Raw genomic sequence first — 22330 nt, 5'->3', positions numbered from 1 at the left:
CATCGACGGGTCGTTGAAGAGGAGGAGCGTTAGGCATGAGGGAGTGGCCGCTGTGGTATGACGCAATGACTGACGAGGGGCGCCGCAGGGCGCTTCGGTCGCGCTGGCGCACCGCGAGCCTAACCGCGGGGTGGCCGTTTCCGAGCGACTGGGCGTCGGATGCGGTCGACGCGGTGTGCTCGGCGGTCGTCGCTGAAGAAGACCTCGCGGATCCGCTGGCCGACCTCGGCGCGTCCCGAGCGGAAGCCGGTGTCGGGCTCGCCGGGACGTTGCAGGATCTCGCCGCGTTGCACGCGGTGTCGGACGGCGAGCACGACGGGCTGGTGTCCGCCGACCCGGATGCGGTGCCGACGGCGATGGTTCGCGCCACCGCGCTGGGCTGGTCGGACGTGGTGGCCCGGATGTCGGTCGGCCGCGAGGTGGAGGACCCGCTCACCGGCCTGACCACGGCCGGCTACCTGCGCACCCGGCTGCACGAGGTCTACCGCGCGGCCCGCGTGGCGGGGCGGGCCGCCGGTGATGGGCACGCGTTGGTGACGGTGTCGCTCGCCGTCAACGCCGACGACTACCCCCGGATGATGGCGATGGTGCTGATCGCCGACGCGCTGCGGACCGTGTTCGACGGCGGGGAGACGACGTCGCTGCTGCGGTCCGCAACGGCAGTGGTGCTCGCGTCGCGCGACCGGCTGCTGCAGGCCCGCTGCCTCCAGGCGCGCTGGACCATCCAGCACCGCCTGGCGGCGGACCCGGCTCTGCACGGTTGCGGGCCGTTGCTCCTGCGGGAAGAGCTCCTGCCGGACGACCACGACCAGGCCTGCGAGCTGCTTGCGTCCCTGTGACGACAGTTTCAATTGAAACTGGACAAGTTTCCAGTCGTCGAGGGTCGTCGGCATGTTTTCCAGCCCCAATTGAAACTGTGCAAGTCCCTAGTCGTCGGGGGTCGTTGGCAGGTTCTCCAGTTTCAATTGAAACTGGAGGACCGGCTCCTGCGGACCTCGGTGCTGTGAGGTGGGTCGCGTCGGGGCGGTCCCCGCGCGGGTGCGGGGCGTGCGCGCTTTAGGCTTGCGGGGTGGACCACCGCACCGGAACCCCAGTTGTCGGCATGATCGGTGGTGGCCAGCTCGCGAGGATGACCCACCAGGCTGCGATCCCGTTGGGGCAGTCGCTGAAGGTGTTGGCCGCCTCGGCGGACGACGCCGCCGCGCTCGTCGCGCCGAACGTGGAGATCGGGCACCACACGGACCTCGACGCGCTGAAGAACTTCGCGCAGGGGTGCGATGTGGTCACTTTCGACCATGAGCACGTACCCGGCGAACACCTGCGCGTGCTGGCTGCGGCGGGGGTTTCCGTGCAGCCGGGCCCGGATGCGCTGCTGCACGCGCAGGACAAGCTCGTGATGCGCCGCAAGCTGGCCGAACTCGGTCTCCCGGTGCCGCCGTTCGCGGAGGTCACCGATATCGCCGACGTGCTGGAGTTCGGCGCTGAGCACGGCTGGCCGTGCGTGCTGAAGACCGCGCGCGGCGGTTACGACGGCCGTGGCGTGTGGGTGCTCGACACCCCGGACGGCGCCAAACGCACCGTCGCCGAGCTGCTGGGGAGCGGCTCGCAGCTGCTCGTCGAGCAGCGGGTGCCGCTGCGCCGCGAGCTCGCCGCGCTGGTCGCGCGCTCGCCGTTCGGGCAGGGCGCGGCGTGGCCGCTGGTGGAGACGGTGCAGGAGGACGGCATCTGCGTGCAGGTGCTCGCCCCGGCCCCGAACGCCTCGGCGGAACTCGTCGAGCAGGCCCAGGGCCTCGCGCTGAAGATCGCCGAATCGCTCGACGTCACCGGCGTCCTCGCGGTTGAGCTGTTCGAGACCGACGACGGCCTGGTGATCAACGAGCTGGCGATGCGCCCGCACAACTCCGGGCACTGGTCCATCGAAGGCTCCCGGACTTCGCAGTTCGAGCAGCACCTGCGCGCGGTGCTGGACTACCCGCTGGGTAGCACCGAGCAGACCGCGCCGGCCGTGGTGATGGCCAACCTGCTGGGTTCGCCGATCGAGCTGAAGATGGGCGTGGACGAGCGGCTGCACCACTTGTTCGCCCGCTACCCGCACGCGAAGGTCCACCTGTACGGCAAGAGCGAGCGCCCGGGGCGCAAGCTCGGCCACGTGACCGTCCTCGGGGACCGGATGGACGAGGTGCGGGAGCAGGCGCGGCTGGCCGCGCACTGGCTGTCGCACGCCGAGTGGCTCGACGGCCATCAGATCCACTGACGTAACACGACGCAGCGAAGCGAGAGGTCCGAGCGTGGCAGGCGAGAATCCCCTGGTCGGCGTGATCATGGGCAGCGACTCCGACTGGCCGGTGATGCAGGCCGCCGCGGACGCGCTCACCGAGTTCGACGTGCCGTTCGAGGCGGGCGTCTACTCCGCGCACCGCACGCCGCAGCGGATGCTCGACTACGCGCGCACCGCCGCCGACCGCGGCATCCGGGTGATCATCGCCGGAGCCGGCGGTGCCGCGCACCTGCCGGGCATGGTCGCCTCGGCCACCGTGCTACCGGTGATCGGCGTGCCGGTGCCGCTGAAGTACCTGGATGGGATGGATTCGCTGCTGTCGATCGTGCAGATGCCCGCCGGGGTGCCGGTGGCGACGGTGTCGGTGGGTGGGGCCCGAAACGCGGGTCTGCTCGCGGTCCGGACGCTGGCGGCGGATTCCGGCGAGCTGGGTGCCCGCCTGCGCGTGGACATGGCCAAGTTCCAGTCCGACCTGGAAGAGATGGTCCTCGGCAAGCACACCGCCCTCCAGGAGAAGGCCACCCAGCGCTGACCCCGCCCGGGGTTGCCCGCAATTTCAATGGAAATCGGACCTTCGGGACCTTCGATTTCCATTGAAATTGCGGCGAATTGGGGTGCTCAACCGAGTTGGTTGACCATCACTGCTTCTTGGGCGTTGCCGATCGGGCTGGCCGCGCTGATGCGGTCGGCGAGCGCCGCGACGGGACCGAGCGGGCTCAGCGGCTCGCCGGGCGGCAGCAGGTGCCCGTTGGAGATCCCGTCCGGGCCGGGGAAGGTGCCTTCGCGCCGGGTCCTGGTCCGTCCACACCGGAGTGCCGGAGCAGTTGTGCGACGACGTGCGCGACCACGTTGTCGCCGGCGGTGAGGGTCGCCTCGACACGTGCCGCCGCTTGCCGGACCGAAGTGGACGGACGGAGGCGACGAGTGGGTGTCACGTAATCCCTGATGTTACCCACCGGTAGCCACGGTGGTACTGGTCGTTTGCCACTTTTGTGGCGACTTGTCGCGGGCCTCGTTCCGGATCGCGGGAGAGCTGTGAAGATCTTCTCGGCGGGGGATAGTAATTGAAGCTTCATACATAAGCTTTGGTGGCGTCGCCAGACGTCGAACCCGAAAGGTTCTTCCCATGCAGCACAGTCTTCGTGACGTGACGGCCCTGGTCGCGCGCCTCGTCGTGGGCGCGACGTTCCTCGCGCACGCCTACCAGAAGTTCGTGCTCTACGGAATCGACAACGTCGTCGCTTCGTTCGGCAAGATGGGCCTGCCCCCGGTGGCGGCATGGTTCACCGCGCTGGTCGAACTGCTCGGCGGCCTGGGCCTGATCCTGGGGGTGCTGATGCCGGTCGCCGGCGTTCTGCTCGCGGCGGTCATGGTGGGCGCGATCTTCACCGCGCACCTCAGCGGCGGCTTCTTCTCGGCGGACGGCGGCTTTGAGTACGTGCTGGTGCTCGCGGCAGTCAGCCTGGCGCTCGGCTTCAGCGGCCCGCGCTTCACGCTCGCCGCGCTGCTCAATGGCAAGTCGGCGGCGCCCAGCGAGAAGGCCGCGGCCTGATCGACTGAAGTGTGAAGGGCACCTCCTGCCAACGTGATTTACAGGAGGTGTCCTTCACCTTGAACCGCTCTTGCACCTCTGCGGGTTCTCAGGCGAGGGCAGCCCCGAAGGGGCATGCGTGAAGCGGGGATCCCGCAGCCCAGGCGGCGTCTGGGGTTCCGCTACCCGCACCGCCACGCAGAACGAGCCCGGGGGCAGTCCCTAGTTCAGCTCGACGCTGATGCGTTCGTCGAAGCGGCGTTGGTCCAGCTTCTGCGGGTCCGGGTTGGTGCAGTGCACCAGGGATGCCTGCGCGGCCAGCACCGCGAGGAAGCCGTCCACCACCCCGCCCGGCAGCCACCATTCCAATGTGGACATGACCCGGTCGTCGCGCACGATGTGCAGGGATTCGGCGCGCTGCCGAGCCTCGGCGACAAGTTCGTCGACCGACAGCTCCAGCAGCGCCGGGTCGTCACCGCCGACCGGCGAGAGCGGGCTGAAGTCGTCGCCGTGCACGCGGATGTCCGACGCATAATCGGCGACGTCGCCGGGCAGGTCGCGCATCGGAGCTCCGAGCGCGTCCAGGCCCACGGCGGCGATCGTGTGCGCTCCCTTGCCGCGGTCCAGGTCGGCCGCCGGGACGAACGCCACCTCGGCGCCCTGTGGGTCGTCCGTGATGTGCGCCCCGCACCACCAAGCCCCCAGCAGCACCCCGACGGTCTGCCAATGCGCAGGCAGCGCCACCAGGACCGGCGCGCCCGGCTCTAGGTCGAGCTCGTCGACCAGCCAGTTCGCCGTTTTCGCCGCCCAGTTCGCGGTGGTCGCGCGGGACAGCTCGATGCGCGCACCGGTGGCGTCGTCGTAGTGCGTGATCAGCGGTTTCGGCGCCCCGCTGGCCAGCAGGGGACCGAGCAGTGCCTCGGTAACGCTCATTGTGCGAGCGTAACGGTCACGGGTCCGAGGTTCGAAGTCGCGGAGCTGTCCGCGGCCCGAGATCCCCGAGCTTCGGGAACACCTTGTGCAGGTGGTACCCGACGGTTCGGTGGCTGATGAACGACCGGGCGGCGATCTCGCGGTTACTCAGCCCCTGGGCGCGGCGAGTGCGGCCATTTCGCGTTCCTGCGCGGTCAGCGCCGCTGCGCCGTCGCGGGGCGCCGATCCGCCGCAGGCGCGCAGCTCGCCGCGACCACGGCTGCGCCCATTCCCGCGCCCCCGGGTTGTGGAACAGGTCGATGCTGATGCGCAGCGCGGCGCGGGCTTCCGCAGGCCGCCGGTCGCGGCGCAACCACTGGCCGTGCAGGAGGCAGCCGCGTCCCCGTTCGAAGAGGCAGTCCTCGATCTCTGATGTGGACAGTTGGTGGTGCTTCTCGTCGTTGCGGACGAGCGCCTGGCAGCGGTGCAGAATCGCTTGCAAGCAGAGCGGATTCCGCGGATGGATCGCGGACTTGGCGCCGAGCTGCGCCTCCGCACCACGCGGCGAGCAGCGCGACCCGGGGACAGGAAGTCCGCCTCGTGAGGCCGTTGCCCGGTGTCGCGGGCCAGGTGGAGGCCCTCCGCGGCGTGCTCGCCGGCGTCCGCCCACAACCCAGGCCGGCATTCCAGCTCCACCAGCCACGGCAACGCGATCAGCCGCGCTGCTAGTTGACGCAGGGGATTCCGCCGTCGGAGGTGATCGGCTGCTGGGTGCGCGCCGTGCCGTCCAGGCGCAGCCGCGGCGTCGCGGCCAGCCGCGGCGGTCCCGGGGTGATCAGCTTGCCGAAGAAGGTCTGCGCCGCCGCCGGCTCGACGCTGACGATGTACTGCCCGCGGTCGTCGCGGGCACCGTTGTCGATCACCGGCATCGTCACGAACGTGACCCGCCCCACAGCCAGTTCCTGCATCTGCTGCACGAAGCCCAGCGGATCCCAGCCGTCGTCGAGCACCACCGCGCGGCGGGTGGCCTGCATCAGGTCGTTGATCATCCCCGGGTCGGTGAGCGTGCCGGTGGACAGCACCTTGTTGGCCAGCCCGGCCATGAACGCCTGCTGCCGCACGATCCGGTCCAGGTCGCCGCGCGGCAGGCCGTGCCGCTGCCGCACGAACGCCAGCGCGTCACCGCCGGAGATGGTGTGCCGTCCCGCCGTGAAGTCCGCGCCGGAATCCTTGTCGCTGGTGGCCTGTTGCAGGCAAACGTCGACCCCGCCGACGGCCTCGGTGAGCTCGAAGAACCCGAGCAGGTTGATCTCCGCGTAGTGGTCGATGCGCAACCCGGTGAGGTTCTGCACGGTCTGCACCAGCGCGCGCTGCCCGGCCAGCCGCGCGTTGTGCTCGATCTCCGCCTCCGGCATGCCGTCGGCCCGCAGCTTCGCGGCCGTGGCACCTTTCGTCAGCCCGTAGACGGCGTTGATCTTCTCCGGACGGCTGCCCGGCACGTTGGCGTAGGTGTCGCGCGGAATCGACACGGCGGTCGGCTGCGTGGTGTTGTGCGGGATCCGGATCACCACGAGGCTGTCCGTGTTCAGGCCCCCGACCGCCTCGGTGCGCAGTTGCTTCAGCACGCTCTCCGGCAGCGGGTTGCCCTGCGCGTCGGTGCGGCTGTCGCTGCCGACCAGCAGAACGTCCGTCGCGCCGTCGTCGGCGGGTGGCGTCTGCGGCACGTCGGCGAGGACCTTCGCCGAGCTGACGTCGCTGAGCCGGTCCACCACGATCCAGCCGATGGCGGTGAGGGCGAGCACGACGGCCGAGATCAGCGCGATCGCGCTGCGCCCGGCGATGCGGATCCCAGACCGGTGCGGATGGCTCGATGCCGCAGCTTCCGGTTCCTGTTCCGGTTCGCCCACTTCGTACTCCCCCAACCGTTGTCCGACGAACTAGGTTAACCACCCGGGAAACCCCCTGGCGGCAGCACGGCGGTTAACCGTGGCTGAAACCTTGCGGGGAATACGCGCTCATATCGCTGGGCGTGACGCCGGTCATCGCACGCAGGGCACGCCGTCCGCGGTGATAACCGGCTCCTCTTCGGGTGCCGCCTGAGCCGGCAGCGGCGCGGCCTGGCGCAGCCCGTCGAGCCGAACGGTCTGGTCACCGGCGAAGTTCTGCGTGCCCGGACCCTTGTAGTCCTTGCCCAGGTAGACCTGCAAGCTGCCCGCTTTGACGCTGGAGCGTGCTTCCGTGGGCACGCCCCCGAGAGCGTCCGAGACCTGCTTCGCGGCCGCCTCTTCACCGGCTGCGTAGTAGATGACCGAGCGGTCCAAGGTCTCGGCGTTGGAGCTGCCGCCGGCCTTGAAGCCCTGCCCGGAGATCTCGTCGAGCACCCGCGCGGCCAGGCCGCTGACGCCGGAGGAGTTGAAGACGCTGACCGAGATGTCCGCCCGGGCCTGCACCGCGATCTGCTTCTGCTGCCGTTCCTCCGGCGACAGCAGCAGATCCGCGGCGAACTGCTTGACCTCCGGGATGTTGATCGTGACGTCCTCCGACCCGGAGGAGCCGACCAAGTGCACCGGGGCGGTGAAGAACTGCACGTCGCCGCCCGCGATGCCCTGCATCTGCTGGGCGAATCCCAGCACATCGCTGGCCAGCCCGGGGTCCAGGATCACCGACTTCTGGATGGCGTTGACCAGTTCGGTCAGCTTGGCCGGGTTGGTCAGCGTTCCGGTGGACATGACCTTGCGGACGAGCGCGGACATGAAGACCTGCTGGCGCTTGCCGCGGTCCAGTTCGTTGATCAGGCCGTGCCGCTGGCGGACGAAGGCCAGCGCGTCGGCGCCCTGGATGGTCTGCTGGCCCTTGCGGAAGTTCGCACCGGACATGGGGTCCTTGGTGTCGTCCTCCAGGCAGACCTCGACACCGCCGATGGCGTTGGTCACGTCGTAGAAGCCGAGCAGGTTGACCTCGGCGTAGTGGTCGATGCTGACGCCGGTGATCTTCTCGATGGTGTTCAGCAGCAGCTGCTTCCCGGCCAGCCTCGACTTCTCGTCGAGTTCCGCCTGGTCGGTGATGCCCGCCTTCTTCAGCTTCGCCACTTCGGCCTGCTTGCCACGGTTCATCGTCTCCGTGAGCTTGGTCTTGCCCTCCCCGAGACCGAGGTCGACCAGCGTGTCGCGGGGGAAGGAGATCGCGCTGGCGCTCTGCCCGCCGTTGGGGATGCGGACCAGGATCATCGCGTCGGTGAGGTCGCCGCCGTCGAAGCTGGTGCGCAGTTCCCGCAGGACGTTCTCGGGCAGCGGGTTCCCGTAGGCGTCGGTGCGGCTGTCGTTGCCGATCAGCAGGATGTCGGTGGCGCCGTCCGGGGCGCTGAGGCCCTTGCCGATGACGTCGGCGGTGGAGGTGCTGCCGGCGCCGGGCCGGAACATCGCCCAGCCGAACCCGGTGATGCTCAGCACCAGCACGGACAGCAGCGCGAACAGCATCCGGCCGAAGGTGCGCGGGCCCCGGTGGTTGCGTCGTCGTTGCCAGACGTCGCCTTCCGGGGGAACCTGCGCATTCCCCGAACGGGGGGAAGAACGGCGACGAGCGTCACTCTGGGCGGACCTGCGGCCGGGGCCGCCGGGTGGTGGAGCGGCTCCGCCGCGACGACTGCTCGGCGGGGTGCCGCCGACCCCGGGCCGGCCGTGGGCGCCGGGTCCGCGGGGCGGAACGGGTCTGCCGGGCTGACCCTGCGGGCCGCCTGGCCACCTCGGCCGGTCCTCCACGAATCCTCCTTGGCCTGCCGGCGGGCGTTACAGTTTCGGGAAGTGATTTTGCTCGTGTTCCGAATGCAGGCTAGCGGTGTTCCTGGGGCGGTTGGGCAGGTCCCAGCAACAGTGGTGATATCCCTCATAAGGGCGAAGCGACTTCGTCACGTTGCGTAATGCGGGATCCTGCTTCGTAGCTCGGTGTGTCATGCCAGACTGCGCACGCGGACCTGCAGCGGGCCGCGAAATCCCGGCGAGGAAGGGCGCGATGCGGATTCTGGTCACCGGCGGAGCCGGTTTCATCGGCTCGCACTACGTTCGGCAGTTGCTCGGTGGTGCGTACCCCGCATTCGCCGACGCCGACGTGGTCGTGCTCGACAAGCTCACCTACGCCGGCAACGAGGCGAACCTGGCGCCGGTCGCGGACAACCCCCGGCTGAAGTTCGTCTGCGGCGACATCTGCGACCGCGAACTGGTTGGCGGCCTGATGTCCGGCGTGGACGTGGTGGTGCACTTCGCCGCCGAAACCCACGTCGACCGCTCGATCACCGGCTCGGACGCCTTCGTGATCACCAACGTGGTCGGCACCAACGTGCTGCTGCAGGCCGCGCTCGACGCCGAGATCGGCAAGTTCGTGCACGTTTCCACCGACGAGGTCTACGGCTCCATCGAGGACGGCTCGTGGCCCGAAGACCACGCGCTGGAGCCGAATTCCCCGTACTCGGCGGCGAAAGCGGGCTCGGACCTGCTGGCCCGCGCCTACCACCGCACCCACGGACTGCCGGTGTGCATCACCCGCTGCTCCAACAACTACGGGCCCTACCAGTTCCCGGAGAAGGTGCTGCCGCTGTTCATCACGAACCTGATGGACGGCAGCCAGGTGCCGCTCTACGGCGACGGGCTCAACGTGCGGGACTGGCTGCACGTCAGCGACCACTGCCGGGGCATCCAGCTGGTGGCCGACTCCGGGCGCGCGGGCGAGATCTACAACATCGGCGGCGGCACCGAGCTGACCAACAACGAGCTGACCGAGCGGCTGCTGGCAGAGCTGGGCCTCGACTGGTCGGTGGTGCGGCCGGTCACCGACCGCAAGGGCCACGACCGCCGCTACTCGGTGGACCACAGCAAGATCGTCGAGGAACTGGGGTACGCGCCGCAGGTCGACTTCGAGACCGGGCTGCGCGAGACAATCCGCTGGTACCAGGACAACCGGGACTGGTGGGAGCCGCTGAAGGCCCGATCGGCGGTGGCTCGATGAGTCGCCTCGCCGTGCTGGTGCCCGGCGGCCGCGGCCAGCTGGGCTCGGAGCTGGCCCGGATCCTCGCCGCGCGGACGGGGGCGCTGGTGCACCGGCCGGGTTCCGGGGAACTGGACGTCACCGACGCCGAGGAGGTCGCCGACGCGTTGGGTTCCTTCGCGGAGACGGCGAAGGACGCGGAGCTGCGACCGGTGGTGATCAACGCCGCGGCGTACACGGCGGTGGACGCGGCCGAGTCCGACCCGGACCGCGCGGCCCGGATCAACGCCGAAGGCGCGGCCTCGCTGGCGAAAGCGTGCCGGAGCAGCGGTCTGCCCCTGGTGCACGTGTCGACGGATTACGTGTTCCCCGGTGATGGGGCCCGGCCGTACGAGCCGACGGACCCGACCGGGCCGCGATCGGTCTACGGGCGCACCAAGCTCGAAGGCGAACGGGCCGTGCTGGAGTCCGGCGCGCGGGCCTGGGTGGTGCGCACGGCATGGGTGTACGGCGCGAGCGGCAAGAACTTCCTGAAAACGATGATCCGCCTCTCGGGGGAGCGCGACACGCTGTCCGTTGTGGACGATCAGATCGGCTCGCCGACTTGGGCGGCGGACCTGGCGAGCGGCCTGCTGGAGCTGGCCGAACGGGTCGCCGAACGCCGTGGACCGGAGCAGAAGGTGCTGCACTGCACCAATTCCGGCCAGGTGACCTGGTACGAGTTCGCGCGGGCGATCTTCGCGGAATTCGGCCTGGACGAGAACCGCGTCCACCCGTGCACGACGGCGGACTTCCCCCTCCCGGCGCACCGCCCGGCCTACTCGGTCCTGTCCGACGTGGCGTGGCGAGAGGCGGGCCTGACCCCGATGCGCACCTGGCGGGAAGCCCTGGCGGCGGCCTTCGAGAAAGACGGCGAAACCCTCCGAACCCGCTGACCAGTCACCCGGAGGGCGCGAGTAGCCCCGGCAGGGCCGCTTCGACGCGATATCGGCTGGCGCGGTGCGCACAATGGGTGTCGCCGGGGCGAGGAAGGAAGGCCAGGTGCCCCGGGGGCATGACTGGGAGCCTGGCCTGATGCCTGTCCGGGGCGTTCAGCCTGCGGCGAGGCGGTATGCGTTCAGGGTTGCTTCGGCGCAGGTTCGCCAGGTGAAGGCTTTAGCTTGGGCACGGCCCTTTTCCGCGTCTGGGGGACTGGTCAGGGCTTGGTGCAGGGCTTCGTTGAGGGCCGTCGGGTCGCCGTGGGGGAAGCGGATCGCTTGGCCCGCCGTGACTTCGCGGAGGGCTGGGATGTCCGAGCACACCAACGGCGTGCCGCAGGCGAGTGCTTCCAGGGCCGGCAGGCCGAATCCCTCGTCGCGGGAGGGGACGACGAGGGCGCTGGCTCCGGCGACCAGGCCGCGCAGGTGGTCTTCCGGGAGGTAGCCGGTGCGGATGATCCCGTCGTGGGTTCCCGCTTCGCCGGGGCCCGCGATGACCAGCGGCGGTAGGCCGGACCCGTTGGCTTCCAAGGCTTCCAGCAGCCCCGGGAGTCCCTTGCGAGGGCCCTCGGAGCCGACGAACAGCAGGTACTCCGACGGAAGTCCGTAGTGGACCAGGAGATCGGAGCTCATTGGTGTTGCGGAGAACCACTCCGGATCGACGCCGAGCGGGGTTACCGCGACCTTGCCCCGCGGAACGTCGAGGCGGGAGCTGACGGCATCGGCGACCGCAGCCGTCGGCGTGCACACCACCCGCGCCCGCCGGGCGGAGCTCCGCACGAGCTCGGGCAAGTCGGGCTCGGCCAGCGATGGATCGTCCAGGAACGCAAGGTCGTGCACGGTCACCACACCGCCCGCTCGGATCGACGGTGGCAGCACGAAGTTCGTGCCGTGCACCACCTGCGCCGCCCCGGCGAGCAGCTCCACCGGCGGGAAAGTTCCCCGCTGCCAAAGCTTGCGCAGGACACGCGCCGGGATCGGGGGCCCCACCGCGCGCGTTCCGGCCGGGGCCAGCGAACGCAACTCCCACCAGCCGCGTGTGGTGAGCCCGATCAGCCGAACGTCCACAAGGGACGCGAGCTCGGTCACCAGGGACGCGGTGTAGCGCCCGATGCCGGTGCGCCGACCGAGCAGCGGCGTGCCGTCCAGCAGGACGCGCAGGTCAGCGGCCACGGAACCGCTCGCCGGCGAGCCGCCGGAGCCGACCGGTCGCCCGCTTCGCGACCTCGAAAGGCCCGCCCGCGTCGAGGTATTCGCGCAGCAGCGCGATGTCGCGGCGCACCGTCTCGACCCGGTTGAGCTGCGGGCTGCGCACGAGCGGCGCGCTCGCCTTGAGCCGGTCCGCGGCCGGGCGCGGGTCGCGGCAGAACTCCGTCAGCGGCGGGTGAACCGCTCGCGGACCGGGGCGATGCGGCGTCGGCACTCGGCGGCGAACTCCTCGTCGTAGAGCACCTTCTTCAGCGCCGTGGCCAGCGCGTCCGGATCCTCGGCTGGCACCACGACCCCGATGCCCTCCTCGCGCACCAGGTCGGCGAACGAGTCGCCGTCGGTGGTCACCACCGGCAGCCCGGACCACAGGTAGTCCAGTACGCGGGTCCGGAACGCGAACGTCGTCTCCACGTGCTCGAAGTGAGTGGTGACGCCGCAGTCCGCGTCGAGCAGGTAGTTCTGCCGCTCGCCGTAGGGAACCCAGGTCTCGTTGAAGAACACGAACTTGTCGGTCAGCCCGAGCCGCCGGGCCAGGCCGCGGGTCTGCTCGGCCATGCCCATCTCCGGCACGTCCGGGTTCGGGTGCTTCATGCCGAGGAAGAACAACCGGACGTCGTCGTGCTGCTGGGAAAGCCGGTGCACCGCGTGCAGCAGCGTCAGCGGGTCGAACCAGCTGTAGACGCCGCCGGCCCACAGCACCACCTTGTCCTCGGCCGCGATGCCGGACCGGTTGCCCTTGATCGCCGGGCCGGTGCGGCGCGGCGCCACCGACGGCAGGCCGAACGGCACGACCGAGAGCAGCGAGCGGACTGTCGGGTCGTTGTCGTACAGGCCGGGGGTCAAACGCCCCAGCGAGGCGAGGTGGCCCAGCCAGAAGTGCCGCTGCCGCTCCGAGGCGCAGAGGAAGAAATCGCCGCGCTGCAGTTGGGCGTTGAGCACCTTGGTGACGCCGGCCAGGTCCTTCGCGCGGCGCTCGTCGTCGGTGTCGCGACCTTGTTCCAGCAGTTCCAGGTGCATCGGGTCGTAGACGTCGCACACCACGACCTTGGTGGACCCGACGTGCTTGAGCGCCGGCACCATCTCCAGCACGTGGCCCTGCAGCACCACGATGTCCGCCCAGTCGACGTGCGCGCCGAGCTCGCGCGGTTTCGCCGCGACCACAGCGAAATCCGACTCCGGCGGGCTGACCAGCGCGTTGACGCTGACCAACCGGACTTCGTGCTCGGCGGAGAGGACATCGGCCATGTGCCACGCGCGGATCGCCGGACCGGCCATCCGCTCGGTGACCGCGTCGCCGGTGATCACCACGACCTTCCGCGGGCGACCGAAGACCCCGTCCAGCTCGAACGCCTCGACCAGGGCGTCGTGCGCGGCCAGGTAGCGCGGCAGCGGGTAGGCGGGCTCCATCGCCTTGCGCATCAGCGGCACCAGGTCCGCGTCGGTGCGCACGCGCGCCTGCTGCTCCTCTTCTCGGGACTGCTTCAGCGACGGCAGCATCTCGACGAACTGGTCGATCGCCAGCATCCCGGCCAGCGCGGAGCGGGCGATCGGAACCGGGCTGTCGTCCTCGTGGTCGCCGCGCCGGGTGATCTCCAGCTGCGTCGGGTCGATCTCGCCGCGCGCGGTGGCCCGCCGCACGGACAGCGCCATCGCGGCGGGCAGCGCCCTCGCCAGTGTCTCGTCGGAGACGTTCTTGTAGAGCGCCGCCAGCGCGTTGCGCTCCAGCAGGTAGTACTCCCGGGCCGAGGACACTTCGGCCATCGACGCGTGGTGGCGGTGGAACGTCAGCGAGCGCGGCTCGTAACGGACGCGCCAGCCACGCAGGTTCAACCGCCAGCCGAGGTCGACGTCCTCGTAGAACATGAAGAAGCGCTCGTCGAAGCCGTCGAGGGCGGCGAACAGCTCGGCCCGCACGAACAGTGCCGAACCGGTCCCGAACAGCACGTCCCGCGCCGCATCGTGCGAACCGTCGTCGACCTCGCCCGCGTGGCGCTTGTAGCCCATGCCGAACCAGGTCAGGCCGCCGTCGACGAAGTCGATGTGTCGGCCCTCCCAGTCCAGGACCTTGCTGGCGACCGCGCCCACGGTCGGTTCCGACCGCAGCACCGCGACGGCCGCCCGAACCCAGTCGCGGTCCGGTTTGGCGTCGTTGTTGAGGAAGGCCAGCACCTGGCCGGTAGCGTTGCGCGCCGCGAGGTTGCACCCGCCTGCGAAGCCGCGGTTGGTGTCCGACTCGATCAGCCGCACCTCCGGCGCGGCGGCCCGGATCTGCTCGGAGCTGCCGTCACCGGAAGCGTTGTCGACGCAGATCACCTCCAGCCGATCGGCCGGGTAGTCGAGATCCTCGCGGAGCACTCGCAGGCAGGTGATGGTGTCGTCCGCGCCGCGGTAGTTGACCACGATCACCGACACCACGGGCAGGTTGCTGCGGTCGGACAATTCAGCCACGCCCTAAAGCGTGCACCATCACCCGGCGCAGCCTGCGGGGTGTCGGAGAAATCGCGACCATCCCGACACCTCACAGGCCGCCCGACCGACACGCCGGAGCGTGTGGGTTCGGGTGGGTGTGTTGGGTGGAGCGAACGGACTGTTGAGGTCGTCTAGTGGCACGAGCGGGCCGTTCGCGCCATCCGAAGGCTCGATGGCGCTTGCGCTGTGGGTGATTTGGATCGCGTTCGTTTTGTCTGGTCGGGGTTCGGACTCGCGGAACCCGGGCCGCCCGGCCGATCTGACGCCGGGCGCGGAGCGCCGCGGGCAGCCTCACCACGACCTCGGCCAGTACGCCGAGTCGCAAGGCGACGCGGAAGTTCGCTGCGTCGGGACCGGAACGACCCCCGGTTGCGCGCCGCAACGGCAAGGCGAAGGTGATCGCCGCGAAGCGGGCGAGCTCTCGCGCCGCGACCGCGGCGGGAGCGCAGCGGTGTGGGTTCGGGTGGGTGTGTTGGGTGGAGCGAACGGACTGTTGAGGTCGTCTAGTGGCACGAGCGGGCCGTTCGCGCCATCCGAAGGCTCGATGGCGCTTGCGCTGTGGGTGATTTGGATCGCGTTCGTTTTGTCTGGTCGGGGTTCGGACACGCCCGGGTGTGTGGGTTCGGGTGGGTGTGTTGGGTGGAGCGAACGGACTGTTGACGTCGTCTAGTGGCGCGAACGGGCCGTTCGCGCCATCCACCGACCGGTGAATGCATGCCGCGAGGGGGCTGGATTCAAGCGCCTGCCCACGCCTCCCAGATCTCCTGTCGCGGAACCCGGGCCGCCCGGCCGATCTGACGCCGGGCGCGGAGCGCCGCGGGCAGCCTCACCACGACCTCGGCCAGTACGCCGAGTCGCAAGGCGACGCGGAAGTTCGCTGCGTCGGGACCGGAACGACCCCCGGTTGCGCGCCGCAACGGCAAGGCGAAGGTGATCGCCGCGAAGCGGGCGAGCTCTCGCGCCGCGACCGCGGCGGGAGCGCAGCGAAGCAGCGTGAGCAGGCGGTTCCGCTCGTTCCAGCGGTGGAACAATGCCGAACCCGGCAGCGTTGTCGCGCCGTGCAGGTGCGAGGCGGCGGCGTCGAGCGCCGGGACGATCCGATGCCCGGCTAGGCGGAGCCGCCACGCAGTGTCGGTGTCCTCGTAGTAGCAGAAGAAGTGAGCTGGCACGCCACCGGCGGAACGGAGGTGCGCGGTGCGCAGCAGCGCCGCGCCGCCGCAGAAGCCGAACACACCGCCGGAGGCATCAGGCGCGTCAGCGCCGTGGCCGTCGGCGGTGAGGCGCACGCCGGCGGACTGCACGCGGCCGTCCGGCGTGCGGAGCACGGAGGACGCTGCGGCGGCGGAGCCGTCCGCGTCGAGCGCGCCTTCGAGCGCCGCGAGCCAGCCGGAGGCTGGCGCAGCGTCGTCGTTTAGCCACGCGACGTAAGGAGTGCGGATGCGGTCTAGCGCAGCGGCGATTCCGCCGGCGTAGCCGGTGTTGCGGCGTAGCCGCAGCACTTCCGGCGCCGACGGGTGGGCGGCGATCAGGTCGGCCGTGCCGTCGTCGGAGGCGTTGTCGACCACGAGTGTCCGATGTGGACGGTCTTGGGTCGCCAGTGCGTCCAGGCACGCCTCGATGTGGTCCCGCCCTCGCCAGGTCACCACGACCACGGTGCTGCGCACCCGTTCCGACGCCGTCACGCCCGAAGACGTTACGCACCAGCGCCACCGAGCTGCTCGCAGTCCCCGGTCCTCGATCTCGCACAGCCTTGACCACCTGCGATAACGGCCCGGTCGGCGGCTTCGCGGGGGCCGCGCTGGGCGTTGAGCTCGGCAACCGGCGGTCGCCCCAGCGTGCGGGTGCGGGAAGCTGTGCGGGTGCCCGAGCTCGTAACGATCGCCGACCAGCTGCTCGCCCCGGTTCCCGGCGGAACCGGGCGTTATACACGGGAGCTGCTGCGCGCGATGGCCGAAACCGCGCCTAGCGGGTGGGAGCTGAGCAGCGTCGTCAGCCGCGGCGGCGATCCCAAAGCTGCCCGCGTTCCCGGCGTCCACGGGCCGCGAGTGCTGCCGGTCCCGCGCCGCGCGCTGATCGCTGCTTGGGAGCGGGGGGTCCCGTTCTGGCCGGGCGGCGACTCGGTGCACGCCATGACGCCCCTCGCGCCACCTGCGAAAAGCGGACGCGGTCTGGTAGTGACCGTGCACGACACGGTTCCGTGGACACATCCGGAAACCCTGACGCCGCGCGGAGTTTCCTGGCACCGGCGGGCGATCAGCCGCGCCGCACGGCACGCCGACGCACTGGTCGTGCCGACCGCCGCAGTGGCCGACGATCTCGCGAAGCGCATCCCGATCAAGGCTCGCCTGCAGGTCATCGGCGAAGGCGTCACCCCATCCCTGCTGGTCGAACCCGACCCTGCCACCGTCGCGGAACTGGCGTTGCCCGCGCGGTATGTGCTGGCGATCGGCACGGTCGAGCCGCGCAAGGGCTACGAACACCTGGTGCGGGCGATGTCTGAACCCGCCGCCCCGGACGTGCCGCTGCTGATCGTCGGCCGCCGGGGTTGGGGCGACGTCGACGTGCTGCGGATCGCCGCCGAGTGCGGCGTGCCACATGTGCGCGTGTTGGAGTCGGTTTCCGACGCCGAACTCGCCGCCCTGCTGCGGAACGCGACGGCGCTGGCCGCTCCGAGCCTCGCGGAAGGCTTCGGCCTCCCGCTCGTCGAGGCGATGGCGCTCGGCGTGCCGATCGTGCATTCCGATGCGCCGGCGCTGGTCGAGGTCGCAGGTGGAGCCGGTGTAACTGTCCCGCGTGCCGACCCATCCGCGCTCGCCGCAGCCCTGCGCACCGTCGTCGACGATGCCGTTCGCCGGGACGAACTGATCGCGGCCGGAACCCGGCGGGTCGCGGATTTCACCTGGCAGCAGGCGGCGCGGGAAGTCTGGCGCGGGCACCTCGACATCGCCGGCTGATTTCGCGCAAGCCGGGGACCCGGGCATTGAGGCACCGGGAAACGCAGGGCAGAACACATTTTCGTCTACTCGTCACGGGCTCGGGCATCCGCACCGTAATCTGCTCGGGTGCACAGAGGCGAGCCGCACATTCTCATCGACGCCACCGCAGTCCCCGCGGATCGAGGCGGCGTCGGCCGGTACGTCGACTCCCTGCTGGCGGCCCTGGATGCGGACGGCGCCCGGCTCGCCGTCGCCTGCCAACCGCGTGACGCGGAGCTGTACGCGACCCTCGCGCCGTGCACCGAAGTCGTGCCCGCCACCGAAGCCGTCGCCACCCGGACCGCCCGCCTGACGTGGGAGCAGACCACTCTGCCGCTGCTGGTGCGCCGGCTCGGGATCGACGTCCTGCACTCGCCGACACGACGCCGCTGGCCAACCCGGCCGCGTCGGTGGTCACCCTGCACGATGCGACGTTCTTCACCAACCCGGCGGTCCACTCGCCGGTCAAAGCCAGGTTCTTCCGCGCGTGGACGCGCGCCGCGCTGCGCCGCGCAACGCTGTGCATCGTGCCGAGCAAGGCGACCGCGGCCGAGCTGTCCCGCGCCGTAGGTGCGGACCGCGCCCGCATGCCGGTCATGTACCACGGCGTCGACCCGGACCGGTTCCACCCGCCGACACCGGAGGAGATCCGGGGGGTGCGCGAGCGGCTGAGCCTGCACGACCAGCCGTACGTGGCGTTCCTCGGCGCGCTGGAACCGCGCAAGAACGTGCCGGCGCTGATCCGCGGCTTCATGCTGGCCTGCCAGGGCCGCACCGATTCGCCGGCGCTGGTGCTGGCCGGTCAGCCGGGCTGGGACACCCGCGTCGAACGGGCGCTGGAGGCCGTGCCGCACCGGATCCGGGTGATCCGGGCCGGTTATCTGCCGTTCAAGCAGCTGGCCGGCTTACTCGGCGGCGCCCACCTGGTCGCCTACCCGAGCATCGGCGAGGGCTTCGGCCTGCCCGTGCTGGAGGCGATGGCCTGCGGTGCCGCGGTCCTCACGACGCGGCGGCTGAGCCTCCCGGAGGTCGGCGGCGACGCCGTCGCCTACTGCGGCGTGGGCGCGGGCGACATCGCGGCCGGCCTGACGGAGCTGCTGGACGACCCGGCCCGCCGAGCCGCCCTGTCTACGGCCGCCCAACTCCGTGCGAAGGAGTTCACCTGGGCGGCGTGCGCGACTCAGCACCGCGCGGCCTTCGCGAGAGCCCACCACATCCACACCCGAACCCGCTGACCACGCGCAGCCCCCGCCACGTGATTGCTTTGGGCTGCCCTGGCGACCCCAAACGCACACGAGCCCTGAACAGGTAAAACGGGGCTTTTGTCCGGTGTGCGGGCGATGAATCCCACATGGAACTCCGGTCGGGTGGCTGTCCGGTTGGCAGCGTTCGGCAGAATATGGTGGCGTGACCGACGCGCGCACCTACGGCGACGAACTCGCCGTTGTCTCCGTGACTTACTCCCCGGGCGAGACCCTGGAACGGTTTCTCGACACCCTGAACAAGGCGACGGACCGGTCGGTCCGGGTGATCCTCGCCGACAACGGCTCCGCCGACGGCGTTCCGGAACAGGCCGCCGCAGCACGCGCGAACGTCGACTTCGTGCCCACCGGCGGAAACCTCGGCTACGGCGGCGCGGCCAACCGCGGCGTGGCCGAGCTCGGCGATGAGTACGGCTGGGTCGTGGTCGCCAACCCCGACCTGGAGTGGGGTGCCGGTTCGCTCGACGAACTCCTGGCCGCCGCCAAGCGCTGGCCGCGCGGGGGATCGTTCGGCCCGCTGATCAAGGAACCCAACGGCGACGTCTACCCGTCGGCCCGGCTGCTGCCGTCGATCGGCCGCGGCGCCGGACACGCGCTGCTGGGCAAGATCTGGCCGAAGAACCCGTGGTCCAGCGCCTATCGCCAGTCCGAGGCGACGATCACCGAGCGCCCGGCGGGCTGGCTCTCGGGTTCCTGCCTGCTGCTGCGCCGCGAGGCATTCGACTCCATCGACGGTTTCGACCCGCGCTACTTCATGTACTTCGAGGATGTCGACCTCGGCGACCGGCTGGGCAAGAAGGGCTGGCTGAACGTCTACGTGCCGAGCGCGGAGATCATGCACATCGGCGGGCACTCCACCTCGGGCTCCTCGAAGCGGATGCTGGTCGAACACCACCGCAGCGCCTACCGTTACCTCGCCGACCGCTACCGGGGGCCGGTCTGGGCCCCGCTGCGGTTCGCGTTTCGCGCGGCGCTGACCGCCCGCGCGCGCATCGCGGCGCGCTGAATTCGACTGGCGTCCTGCGCGCGGGCGTTGCCGTCGCAGTCCCGCGCGCTCAAGCGCAGCCTCAGTGGGGGTACTGGTTCGCCTGCGAACCCAGCGGACCGAACTCGTTCGGTCCGCGCTGCGTGTGGTACGGGTTCGGCGGCAGATGTTGTTGGCCCTGCCCGTAATCCTCCGTCGGCCAGCCGTCGTGCTGCGGCTCCAGCCGCTGGCGCAGGGACTGCTGCTGCGGGTGCTGCTGGCCCTGCGGCGGGAGCACCTGTGTGGTGTCTGCGGAGTCGGCCTGGTTGACGACCTCGCGCGGGATGCGAACGGTGCTCGCGGCATCCATCGGCGAGATGGCGTTGTCGGGGGTGACGACGAACGCGCCACGTGCCCGCGCGCGAGCAAGTGCTTCGTCGGCTCGGCGGCGCGGGTCCATGTGGATGCCCTCTCAGTCGTTCGCAGTCGGTGGTTCGTGTGGGCGGGCGTCGCGGTGGGCACGGCCACTGCGCGCCCGGTGTTCATTATGCCGTTCCCCTGCCAGAGTATTCCCCCAATGGGTTTTCGTCACTGAAGTCCATCAGGTAGAGGAGGATCAACGCCGATGTCCGCGGATTCGCAGGACCAGGCCGCGTCGCCGACAGCGGAAGCGGTAGTGCTGGTAGGTGGTCGGGGCGTGCGGCTGCGGCCGCTGACCTTGTCGGCGCCCAAGCCGATGTTGCCCACCGCCGGAGTACCTTTCCTGAGCCACCTGCTGTCCCGGATCCGGGCGGTCGGCATCGAGCACGTGGTGCTCGGCACGTCCTACAAGGCGGAGGTGTTCGCCGAGCACTTCGGCGACGGATCCGAGTTCGGCCTGCGTCTGGAGTACGTCGTCGAGCCGGAGCCGCTGGACACCGCGGGCGCGATCCGCAACGTGGCGGACCGGCTCACCGCCGACGACGTGCTGGTGTTCAACGGCGACATCCTCTCCGGGGTGGACCTGGCGAAGCTGCTGGAAACCCACCGCGGCGCCGCGGCGGACGTGACGATGCACCTGGTCAAGGTCGCCGACCCGCGCCGGTTCGGCTGCGTGCCCACCGACGCCGACGGGCGGGTCACCGCTTTCCTGGAGAAGACCGAGGACCCGCCGGTCGACCAGATCAATGCGGGCTGCTATGTGTTCCGCCGCGAGGTGATCGACACGATCCCGGCGGGGCGGCCGGTGTCGGTAGAGCGCGAGACCTTCCCCCAGCTGCTGGCCTCGGGCGCGCACGTGCAGGGCTACATCGACACCTCGTACTGGCTGGACATGGGAACCCCGGCGGCCTTCGTCCGCGGCTCGGCGGACCTGGTGCTGGGCACGGTGCCGTCGAACGCGGTGCCCGGTGAACGCGGCGAGGCGCTGGTGCTGGACGGCGCGGTGGTCGCCGTCGATGCGGAAGTCTGCGGTGGGACCGCGGTCGGCAAGGGCAGCGTGGTGGAGACCGGGGCGCGCGTCGTCGAATCCGTGCTCTTCGACGGGGTTCGCATCGAGCGGAACGCCGTGATCGAGCGGAGCGTGATCGGCAGCGGCGCGACGATCGGAGCGGGTGCCGTGCTGCGCGACGCGATCATCGGGGACGGCGCGCGGATCGGTGCGGACTGCGAGCTGCTGAACGGGGTGCGGGTGTGGCCGGGCGTTGAGCTGCCCGACCGGGGCGTCCGCTTCTCCGCGGACTGACGGCGTACTTTCGGAGCAGCATGAGCGATGCCCTGACCCGAACCTGGCGCCCGTCGTACCCGTTGGACCTGCCGCGAGTGCTGGCACCGTTGCGCAGGGGGAGCGGTGATCCGACCATGCGGGCGGATGCGTCGGGCGAGGTCTGGTGGGGAACCACAACCCCGACCGGCCCGACCACGCTGCGGTTGCAGAAGGACGGTACGGGAACGGTGACCGCGACGGCGTGGGGGCCGGGCGCGCGTTCCGTGCTGGACAACGTCCCGGATCTGCTCGGGGATTCCGATGACGACACCGGTTTCGTCGCGGTGCACGACGTCGTCGAGCGCGGCCGGCGCGCATCGCGGGGAGTGCGGTTGTGCACTTCGGGGCGGGTTTGGGACGTCCTGGTCGCCGCGGTGCTGGAGCAGAAGGTCACCAACCGGGAGGCGTGGCGGTCCTGGCGGGAGCTCTGCTGGCGCTTCGGCAGCCGTGCCCCGGGGCCGGTGGAGAAGCTCTGGGTGGTGCCTGATCCGGTGCAGCTGCGCCGAATCCGGGACTGGGAGTGGCATCGGGCGGGCATCGACGGAGCCCGCCGCCGCACGCTGATCGCCGCCGCGTCGGTGGCCGGACGCCTGGAGCGAGCGGTCGAGCTGCGCGGCGTCGAGGGCCGGGAGCTGCTGCAGAAGGTGCCGGGCATCGGCCCGTGGACGGCGGCTGAAGTCGCGCAACGGGCCTGGGGTGATCCGGACGCGGTCAGCGTCGGGGACTTCCACCTCCCGACGATCGTCGGCACGGCCCTGGTCGGCCGCCCCCTGGACGACGAAGGAATGCTCGAAGCCCTGGCCCCGTACGAGGGCCAGCGCCACAGAGCGGTCCGCTACCTCGGAGCGGCAGGTGTAAACCGCCCCCGCTACGCCCCGAGAATGCCGATCCGCAACTACCGCACCATGTAAGGTCGGCTTCGGCGCATGCGACGACCTCGCGTCGTGGGTTCAGGCGTCGCGGCTGCGGATCGACCAGGATGAAAAACGGTCGAAATCGTAGGCCCGATCTCCATCGAAATTGTGGCGATCG

General features: G+C 70.4%; 17 protein-coding genes and 2 pseudogenes. 11 read left to right on the top strand and 8 right to left on the bottom strand.

The window, feature by feature from the left end; translation table 11 throughout:
- Window positions 1-35 precede the first annotated feature (35 nt).
- The 4 genes from SSPN_RS0138855 to SSPN_RS0138840 all read left to right on the top strand — a co-directional run bounded on the left by SSPN_RS0138855 (window position 36) and on the right by SSPN_RS0138840 (window position 3830).
- Complete coding sequence (locus SSPN_RS0138855) at window positions 36-839, top strand: hypothetical protein (protein ID WP_010315646.1); 804 nt, start codon at window positions 36-38, stop codon at window positions 837-839.
- Between the two features lie 230 nt (window positions 840-1069).
- Window positions 1070-2254, top strand: coding sequence for a 5-(carboxyamino)imidazole ribonucleotide synthase (locus SSPN_RS0138850; protein WP_029536158.1), 1185 nt, complete (start codon window positions 1070-1072; stop codon window positions 2252-2254).
- 67 nt (window positions 2255-2321) lie between these two features.
- Complete coding sequence (gene purE, locus SSPN_RS0138845) at window positions 2322-2810, top strand: 5-(carboxyamino)imidazole ribonucleotide mutase (protein WP_044577258.1); 489 nt, start codon at window positions 2322-2324, stop codon at window positions 2808-2810.
- 594 nt (window positions 2811-3404) lie between these two features.
- Window positions 3405-3830, top strand: a complete 426-nt coding sequence (locus SSPN_RS0138840; protein ID WP_010315640.1) for a DoxX family protein — start codon at window positions 3405-3407, stop codon at window positions 3828-3830.
- A gap of 201 nt (window positions 3831-4031) precedes the next feature.
- On the opposite strand, the gene SSPN_RS0138835 is transcribed toward SSPN_RS0138840, so the two are convergent.
- From SSPN_RS0138835 to SSPN_RS0138820, 4 genes are all read right to left on the bottom strand, one after another.
- A complete protein-coding gene (locus SSPN_RS0138835) occupies window positions 4032-4742 on the bottom strand; it encodes a TIGR03089 family protein (RefSeq protein ID WP_010315637.1) in 711 nt (236 codons plus the stop codon).
- 16 nt (window positions 4743-4758) lie between these two features.
- Window positions 4759-5223: a LuxR C-terminal-related transcriptional regulator gene (locus SSPN_RS0138830; RefSeq protein ID WP_010315635.1), complete on the bottom strand. Its 465-nt coding sequence runs from the start codon at window positions 5221-5223 to the stop codon at window positions 4759-4761.
- A 223-nt stretch (window positions 5224-5446) separates the two neighbouring features.
- Window positions 5447-6628, bottom strand: coding sequence for an LCP family protein (locus SSPN_RS0138825; RefSeq protein WP_010315634.1), 1182 nt, complete (start codon window positions 6626-6628; stop codon window positions 5447-5449).
- A 132-nt stretch (window positions 6629-6760) separates the two neighbouring features.
- Window positions 6761-8197 (bottom strand): LCP family protein, encoded by a 1437-nt coding sequence (locus SSPN_RS0138820; RefSeq protein ID WP_010315631.1) that lies wholly within the window; start codon window positions 8195-8197, stop codon window positions 6761-6763.
- Window positions 8198-8729: 532 nt separating this feature from the next.
- Between SSPN_RS0138820 and rfbB the strand changes: the two genes are divergently transcribed.
- Both rfbB and rfbD read left to right on the top strand, forming a co-directional pair.
- A complete protein-coding gene (rfbB, locus tag SSPN_RS0138815) occupies window positions 8730-9719 on the top strand; it encodes a dTDP-glucose 4,6-dehydratase (protein ID WP_010315630.1) in 990 nt (329 codons plus the stop codon).
- Entirely contained in the window at window positions 9716-10633 is a 918-nt protein-coding gene (rfbD, locus tag SSPN_RS0138810) for a dTDP-4-dehydrorhamnose reductase (protein WP_029536157.1), read from the top strand. The genes rfbB and rfbD overlap by 4 nt, the downstream gene beginning before the upstream one ends.
- Before the next feature lie 156 nt (window positions 10634-10789).
- Here the strand turns inward: rfbD and SSPN_RS0138805 are convergent, their stop codons facing one another.
- The 3 genes and pseudogenes from SSPN_RS0138805 to SSPN_RS0138795 form a co-directional block, all read right to left on the bottom strand.
- Window positions 10790-11848, bottom strand: coding sequence for a glycosyltransferase family 4 protein (locus tag SSPN_RS0138805; RefSeq protein WP_010315628.1), 1059 nt, complete (start codon window positions 11846-11848; stop codon window positions 10790-10792).
- Window positions 11838-14323, bottom strand: a pseudogene (locus tag SSPN_RS48040) (glycosyltransferase). Before SSPN_RS48040 ends, SSPN_RS0138805 begins: the two are co-directional and overlap by 11 nt.
- A 764-nt stretch (window positions 14324-15087) precedes the next feature.
- Window positions 15088-16035, bottom strand: coding sequence for a glycosyltransferase family 2 protein (locus SSPN_RS0138795; protein ID WP_010315625.1), 948 nt, complete (start codon window positions 16033-16035; stop codon window positions 15088-15090).
- Window positions 16036-16212: 177 nt separating this feature from the next.
- Here SSPN_RS0138795 and SSPN_RS0138790 point away from each other — a divergent pair, with 177 nt between their 5' ends.
- From SSPN_RS0138790 to SSPN_RS0138780, 3 genes and pseudogenes are all read left to right on the top strand, one after another.
- The gene (locus SSPN_RS0138790; RefSeq protein WP_044577256.1) at window positions 16213-17307 is read left to right on the top strand and encodes a glycosyltransferase family 4 protein; all 1095 of its coding nucleotides are present in this window, start codon (window positions 16213-16215) and stop codon (window positions 17305-17307) included.
- 129 nt (window positions 17308-17436) lie between these two features.
- A pseudogene (locus tag SSPN_RS48035) lies at window positions 17437-18563 on the top strand (glycosyltransferase family 4 protein).
- 172 nt (window positions 18564-18735) lie between these two features.
- Window positions 18736-19596: a glycosyltransferase family 2 protein gene (locus SSPN_RS0138780; RefSeq protein WP_010315617.1), complete on the top strand. Its 861-nt coding sequence runs from the start codon at window positions 18736-18738 to the stop codon at window positions 19594-19596.
- Window positions 19597-19657: 61 nt separating this feature from the next.
- Here the strand turns inward: SSPN_RS0138780 and SSPN_RS0138775 are convergent, their stop codons facing one another.
- Window positions 19658-20014 carry a hypothetical protein gene (locus SSPN_RS0138775; protein WP_010315615.1) on the bottom strand — a complete coding sequence of 119 codons (357 nt, stop codon included), beginning with the start codon at window positions 20012-20014 and terminating at the stop codon, window positions 19658-19660.
- 165 nt (window positions 20015-20179) lie between these two features.
- Here SSPN_RS0138775 and manB point away from each other — a divergent pair, with 165 nt between their 5' ends.
- A complete protein-coding gene (manB, locus tag SSPN_RS0138770) occupies window positions 20180-21277 on the top strand; it encodes a mannose-1-phosphate guanylyltransferase (protein ID WP_010315613.1) in 1098 nt (365 codons plus the stop codon).
- Window positions 21278-21297: 20 nt separating this feature from the next.
- Entirely contained in the window at window positions 21298-22209 is a 912-nt protein-coding gene (locus SSPN_RS0138765) for a DNA-3-methyladenine glycosylase family protein (RefSeq protein ID WP_010315611.1), read from the top strand.
- Window positions 22210-22330 lie beyond the last annotated feature (121 nt).

Source organism: Saccharopolyspora spinosa NRRL 18395 (assembly GCF_000194155.1).
In the GTDB taxonomy this organism is placed as follows: Bacteria; Actinomycetota; Actinomycetes; order Mycobacteriales; family Pseudonocardiaceae; genus Saccharopolyspora; species Saccharopolyspora spinosa.
Note: the sequence above shows the minus strand (reverse complement) of the source record. Positions and strands in the feature narration are given on the sequence as shown.

Excerpts from the sequence above, each read along its gene's own strand:
- manB (WP_010315613.1), top strand. The coding sequence starts at position 20,180 with ATGTCCGCGGATTCGCAGGACCAGGCCGCGTCGCCGACAGCGGAAGCG.
- SSPN_RS0138835 (WP_010315637.1), bottom strand. The coding sequence starts at position 4,742 with ATGAGCGTTACCGAGGCACTGCTCGGTCCCCTGCTGGCCAGCGGGGCG.
- SSPN_RS0138820 (WP_010315631.1), bottom strand. The coding sequence starts at position 8,197 with ATGCTGTTCGCGCTGCTGTCCGTGCTGGTGCTGAGCATCACCGGGTTC.
- SSPN_RS0138840 (WP_010315640.1), top strand. The coding sequence starts at position 3,405 with ATGCAGCACAGTCTTCGTGACGTGACGGCCCTGGTCGCGCGCCTCGTC.
- rfbD (WP_029536157.1), top strand. The coding sequence starts at position 9,716 with ATGAGTCGCCTCGCCGTGCTGGTGCCCGGCGGCCGCGGCCAGCTGGGC.
- SSPN_RS0138855 (WP_010315646.1), top strand. The coding sequence starts at position 36 with ATGAGGGAGTGGCCGCTGTGGTATGACGCAATGACTGACGAGGGGCGC.
- SSPN_RS0138775 (WP_010315615.1), bottom strand. The coding sequence starts at position 20,014 with ATGGACCCGCGCCGCCGAGCCGACGAAGCACTTGCTCGCGCGCGGGCA.
- rfbB (WP_010315630.1), top strand. The coding sequence starts at position 8,730 with ATGCGGATTCTGGTCACCGGCGGAGCCGGTTTCATCGGCTCGCACTAC.
- SSPN_RS0138765 (WP_010315611.1), top strand. The coding sequence starts at position 21,298 with ATGAGCGATGCCCTGACCCGAACCTGGCGCCCGTCGTACCCGTTGGAC.
- purE (WP_044577258.1), top strand. The coding sequence starts at position 2,322 with ATGGGCAGCGACTCCGACTGGCCGGTGATGCAGGCCGCCGCGGACGCG.